Source organism: Pseudomonas juntendi (assembly GCF_009932375.1).
Classification (GTDB): Bacteria; Pseudomonadota; Gammaproteobacteria; order Pseudomonadales; family Pseudomonadaceae; genus Aquipseudomonas; species Aquipseudomonas juntendi.
On sequence record NZ_BLJG01000413.1, the window covers coordinates 1 to 5,510 of the forward strand.

Annotated in this window: 6 protein-coding genes; 2 read left to right on the forward strand and 4 right to left on the reverse strand. The window is 65.2% G+C overall.

Features of this window, described 5'->3' with window-relative positions:
* The 4 genes from GYA94_RS26390 to GYA94_RS26405 all read right to left on the reverse strand — a co-directional run.
* Positions 1–607: ABC transporter permease subunit (locus GYA94_RS26390; protein WP_161893423.1), on the reverse strand; the 607-nt coding region annotated here is incomplete at its 3' end.
* Positions 604–1,431 (reverse strand): PhnE/PtxC family ABC transporter permease, encoded by an 828-nt coding sequence (locus GYA94_RS26395; RefSeq protein ID WP_161893424.1) that lies wholly within the window; start codon positions 1,429–1,431, stop codon positions 604–606. The genes GYA94_RS26390 and GYA94_RS26395, both read right to left, overlap by 4 nt.
* On the reverse strand, positions 1,425–2,234 hold the full coding sequence (locus tag GYA94_RS26400) for a phosphonate ABC transporter ATP-binding protein (RefSeq protein ID WP_161893425.1): 810 nt from the start codon (positions 2,232–2,234) through the stop codon (positions 1,425–1,427). Before GYA94_RS26400 ends, GYA94_RS26395 begins: the two co-directional genes overlap by 7 nt.
* The gene (locus tag GYA94_RS26405) at positions 2,231–3,085 is read right to left on the reverse strand and encodes a putative selenate ABC transporter substrate-binding protein (RefSeq protein ID WP_161893426.1); all 855 of its coding nucleotides are present in this window, start codon (positions 3,083–3,085) and stop codon (positions 2,231–2,233) included. Before GYA94_RS26405 ends, GYA94_RS26400 begins: the two co-directional genes overlap by 4 nt.
* A gap of 240 nt (positions 3,086–3,325) precedes the next feature.
* Between GYA94_RS26405 and selD the strand changes: the two genes are divergently transcribed.
* Complete coding sequence (gene selD, locus GYA94_RS26410; protein ID WP_161893427.1) at positions 3,326–4,360, forward strand: selenide, water dikinase SelD; 1,035 nt, start codon at positions 3,326–3,328, stop codon at positions 4,358–4,360.
* Positions 4,360–5,472, forward strand: a complete 1,113-nt coding sequence (gene mnmH, locus GYA94_RS26415; protein WP_161893428.1) for a tRNA 2-selenouridine(34) synthase MnmH — start codon at positions 4,360–4,362, stop codon at positions 5,470–5,472. The genes selD and mnmH overlap by 1 nt, the downstream gene beginning before the upstream one ends.
* The last annotated feature ends 38 nt before the right edge of the window (positions 5,473–5,510 follow it).

Genomic DNA, 5,510 nt, shown 5'->3' on the forward strand with positions numbered 1-5,510 from the left:
GTACGCTGGCCATGCGAATGTTGTTCTCCCAGCGGTACAAGCTATACGCCAGCAACTGCGGCCACACATTGGGCAAGGTGCCAAAGCAGAAGGCCGCCACCTGGCTACCCCCCTGCAAACGGATCGCCGCCGCAGGCTCTGGCGGCGCGTTCTCCAGCGCCTCGGCAAACAACCGCCCGAGTACCCCGGCAGTGTGCAGCGCCAGGGCCAGGGTGCCGGCATTGGGCCCAAGCCCGGCAGCCAGCACGGTGAGCGCCGCCCACACCAGCTCCGGAATGGCGCGCAGGGCATTGAGCAGCAACCGCGCAGCGCCCTGCAACGGCCAACCGAAGCGGCCCGCCGCCGGCAGCGCCAGCAGCAGCCCCAATACCATCGCCAACAGGGTGCCCAGCCCGGACATGGCCAGGGTCTCCAGCGCCCCGTGCCATACCGCCTTCAGGTGCCCGGCAGACCAGTCAGGGTGCAGGAAGCGCCCGGCGTATTCGCCCATCTGCCCCAGGCCGCCATTGCCGACCAGTGCTTGCAAGTCCAGCTGCAGGTAGGCAAACGAGGCCGCTACCGCCGCCACGATGGCCCCCAGCAGTAGCAGGTTGATCACCCGGTTCATGCCAACCTCCAACGCAGCAAGCGGCTGAGCAGGTCGGCCAGGATCACCAGCAACAGGAAGGTCAGCAGCATGCTGGCAACCTCGGCACCCGCAAACATGCGCATCGACAGGTCGATCTGCTGCCCCAGCCCCCCGGCGCCAACAAAGCCCATCACCACCGAAGCCCGTACCGCGCATTCCCAGCGGTAAACGGTGTACGACACCACCTCGGCGGCGGCATTGGGCAGGATGCCGTAGAGGAACGCCGCCAAGCGCCCGCTGCCCGCCTGCAACAAGGCATGTGCCGGGCGCTGGTCGACCGATTCAAAAATCTCGGCATAGACCTTGCCGAGCATGCCGCTGTAGGTAATGGCAATGGCCAGTACCCCTGCCGTCGGCCCCAACCCCACCGCACGCACGAACAGCAACGCCCAGACAATCTCGGGCACGCTGCGCAGGAAAATCAGCAACCCGCGCACAGGCATGCGTACCACCCGTGACCCGAACCCGGCCCGTCCGCCCCTGGATGCAGCGCGCAACGACAACGCCCGGCTGGCCAGCAAGCCAGCCGGGATCGCCAGCAGCAATGCCAGCGCCATGCCGGCAGTCGCCACGGCCAGGGTCTGCAACGTGGCGTCGTACAGCAACGCAAGGAAATCGGCATCGTGGGCCGGCGGCCAGAACGCGCGGGTGAACTGGGCGATCTGCTGCCGGTTCTCTGCCTGCAGCAGCACACCGGGGTTCAGCTCGCTCAACTGGATACCCGGCCACAAGACTGCCACAGCCAGCACGGCCAGCAGCAACCGCGGCAATAAGGCCGGGTCGCGGGTGCTGGCAGTCAGCATCGCGGAATCTGCACGGTCAGGGGTGCCCCAGGGGTTGGCGGCGAAGCCAGGTGTTCGTTGGCGTACAACGCATCCAGCATCTGCCTGGTGACCGCAGTGGCCGGGCAGTCGAACGCCACCTGCCCCTCGCGAATACCGATCACCCGAGGGAAATGCGCCAGCGCCAGCTCCACCGCATGCAGGCTGGCCACCAGGGTAACGCCATGGCGCTGGGCATGGCGGTTGAGCAAAGCCAGGCTGTGGTCGGCCAGCACCGGGTCCATGGCCGACACGGGTTCGTCGGTGAGCAGTACCTGCGGCCGTTGATACAACGCGCGCGCGATGCCGACCCGTTGCAACTGCCCGCCGGACAGTTGCCCACATTGCACGAACAGCTTGTCGGCCAGGCCCAGTTCAGCCAGAACCTGCCGAGCGCCTGCGACATCGCTGGGGTACAGCAGGTTGAACAAGCCGCGCAGCAGCCCCCACTGCCCCAGGCGCCCTGCCAGCACTGCCGTGACCACCCGTTGGCGCGGCGGCAAGGGTGGCGCTTGGTGTACCAGGCCGACCCGCGCACGTAAGCGTTGACGCGCCCGCACCGACAACGCCCAGGGCTGCTCGCCGAGCAGTTCCAGGCGCCCGCTGCCAGGCCGCACGGCCGTGGCCATCAGGTGCAGCAAGCTGGACTTGCCCGCGCCCGAAGGCCCGATGATGGCCACGCGCTCGCCCTGGTCGATCTGCAGGCTGACGGCATCGAGAGCGCGCACCTGACCGTGGCGCAGGCCGGCGCCATGCAGGTGGATGGCCGCGTTCGAGGCTGTCACTTGAGCAGGCCGGCCTCACGCGCCGCTTGCTCGGTGCCCACATAGTTCTCGGCCTTGGTCTCGATGAAGCGGCTGGCGGCCTGCAGGTCGAGAATCGCCTTGTCCGCCGGGTTGGCCGGGTCGAGGGCGAGGAAGGCCTGTTTGATCTTCTCTTTCAGCGCCGGGTCCATGTTGCCGCGCACGGTCCAGTTGTAGTCGAAATAGGTCGGTGTGGTGGCGAATACCTTCACCTTGTTGGTATCGACCTTGCCGGCGTCCACCAGCTTCTGCCAGACGCTGGCATTGAGCACACCTGCGTCGACCTTGCCCGCCTGCACCCACGCCACGGTGGCGTCATGGGCACCGGAATAGGCCACACGGCTGAAGTAGTCCTCAGGCTTGATGTTGTCTTGCTTGAGCATGAAGTAGCGCGGCATCAGGCTCCCGGACGTGGACGAGATGGAGCCGAAGGCAAACGACTTGCCCTTCAGGTCGGCCAGGCTTTTCACGTTGGGGTCGGCGGTGATGAACTTGGAGGTGAACTGCGCATCCTGCTCACGCTGCACCAACGGCGTGACGGTCGGGTCCTTCAGGTGAACCTGGACGAACGTGAACCCACCCAGCCAGGCCAGGTCGAGGCGGTCGGAAGCCAGCGACTCGACCACAGCCGGGTAATCGGCCACCGGCACGAACTTCACTTCCATGCCCAACTGCTTGGCCAGGTACTCGCCCAACGGCTTGAACTTGCGCTGCAGTTCGGTGGGCGCTTCATCTGGGATGGCGCTGACCCGCAAAGTTTCAGCGGCCTGCACGACAACGGCACAGCAGGACAGCACAAGGCCAGCGGCGAGCGCCAGGGGGCGTTTGAGCATGGGGGGTTCTCCGGTTCAATGGCGGGGAAAAGCGGCTGCGAGTCGCAAGCTGCAAGCTGCAAGCTGCAAGCTGCAAGCTGCAAGCAAAAGCAGCCTGCATGTGGCTTTTGCTTTTGCTTTTGCTTGAAGCTTGAAGCTTGAAGCTTGAAGCTTGAAGCTGGCCCAAGGAATTATAAGAGGCACAGGCGCAAAGGCCAGCTTTGCTACAATCGCGCAACAAATTGACCTGCTGAGGTACGTATGAGCGAGCCGATTCGCCTGACCCAGTACAGCCACGGTGCCGGCTGTGGCTGCAAGATTTCCCCCAAGGTGCTGGACGTGATCCTCGCTGAAAGCGGCACCCAGGCCCTGGACCCGAAACTGTGGGTCGGCAACGCCTCACGCGATGATGCCGCGGTATACGCACTGGACGACGAACGTGGCGTGGTTTCGACCACCGACTTCTTCATGCCGATCGTCGATGACCCCTATGACTTCGGTCGGATCGCCGCCACCAACGCCATCAGCGACATCTATGCCATGGGCGGCGACCCGCTGATGGCCATCGCCATACTTGGCTGGCCAGTCAACGTGCTGGCACCGGAAGTCGCCCGCGAAGTCATCCGCGGTGGCCGCGCCGTGTGCGCTGAAGCCGGTATTCCACTGGCCGGCGGCCACTCCATCGACGCTCCCGAGCCCATCTTCGGCCTGGCTGTCACCGGCGTGGTCAGCAAGCGCCACCTCAAGCGCAACGACACCGCTAGCGCCGGCTGCCAGCTGTACCTGACCAAGCCACTGGGCATCGGCATCCTCACCACTGCCGAGAAAAAGGCCAAGCTGCGCGCGCAGGACCAAGGCCTGGCCCGTGACTGGATGTGCACCCTCAATACCCCCGGCAGCCGCTTTGGCAAGCTGGACGGGGTCAAGGCCATGACCGACGTCACCGGCTTCGGCCTGCTCGGCCACCTGGTCGAACTGGCAGAAGGCAGCGGCCTTACCGCGCACCTGGACTACGCCGCTGTACCGCGCCTGCCCAGTGTCGACCACTACCTGGCCGAGGGTTGCATTCCCGGCGGCACGCTGCGCAACTACGACAGCTACGGGCACAAGATCGGTACGCTCAGCGACGACCAGAAGCACCTGCTGTGCGACCCGCAAACCAGCGGTGGCCTGCTGGTGGCAGTTACCCCGGAAGGTGAAGCAGAGTTCCTGGCGGTGGCCGCCGAACTGGGCCTGCAACTGGCGCCGATCGGCAAGCTGGTCGAGCGGCAGAGCCACGCGGTCGAGGTGATCTGATGCGCCCCGACTGCACCGATTTTCGCCAGCTGTTCCTCGACGACGTGCCGATGATGGACATGCGCGCGCCGGTCGAGTTCGCCAAAGGCGCCTTCCCTGGCGTGGTCAACCTGCCGCTGATGAACGACCAGGAGCGGCAGAAGGTCGGCACTTGCTTCAAGCAACAGGGCCAGGCCGCCGCCATCGCGCTGGGCCACCAGTTGGTCAGCGGTGCTACCAAGCACGCCCGCCTGCAAGCCTGGGTAGCCTTTACCCAGGCGCATCCCGAGGGCTACCTGTACTGCTTCCGGGGCGGCCTGCGCTCGCAGATCGTGCAGGGCTGGCTGCGCGATGAAGCGGGCATCCAGTACCCACGCGTCAAAGGTGGCTACAAGGCCATGCGTAACTTTCTGCTGGGGACGACCCAGCAGGCGGTGGCCCAATGCGATTTCGTGCTGGTCGGCGGCCTGACCGGCACCGGCAAGACCGATGTGCTGCAGCAACTGGACAACGTGCTCGACCTGGAAGGCCACGCCAATCACCGCGGCTCCAGCTTCGGCAAGCGCGCCACGGCGCAGCCGGCGCAGATCGATTTCGAGAACCAGTTGGCCATCGATGTGCTGAAGAAGCGTGCCCGAGGGGTCGAGCAGTTCGTGCTGGAAGATGAAGGCCGTATTGTCGGCAGTTGCACGTTGCCGCTGGAGCTATACCAAGGCATGCAGCGGTATCCGCTGGTGTGGCTGGAGGACAGCTTCGCTAACCGCGTGGAACGCATTCTTCGCGACTATGTGATCAACCTGAGTGCCGAGTTTATGGCCGTGCATGGCGAGGAAGACGGTCGCCGCCTGTTTGCCGAGCGCATGCTGCAGAGCATGGCCAACATCCACAAGCGCCTGGGTGGCGAACGCTACCAACGGCTATCGGAAGTTCTGCGCCTGGCCTTGGAAGAACAGCAGCGCAGCGGCGCGGTGGACCTGCACCGGGGCTGGATCGAGGGTTTGCTGAACGAGTACTACGACCCGATGTATGCCTACCAGCGGGCAGCCAAGGCCGAGCGCATCGAGTTTGCCGGGGATGCCGTGGAAGTGCGCGAGTACCTCAAGGCACGGGTACTGCGCCAGCCACACCTGTAAAACCAGGGTCGCATCGCGCCCCATCGCAGGCAAGCCAG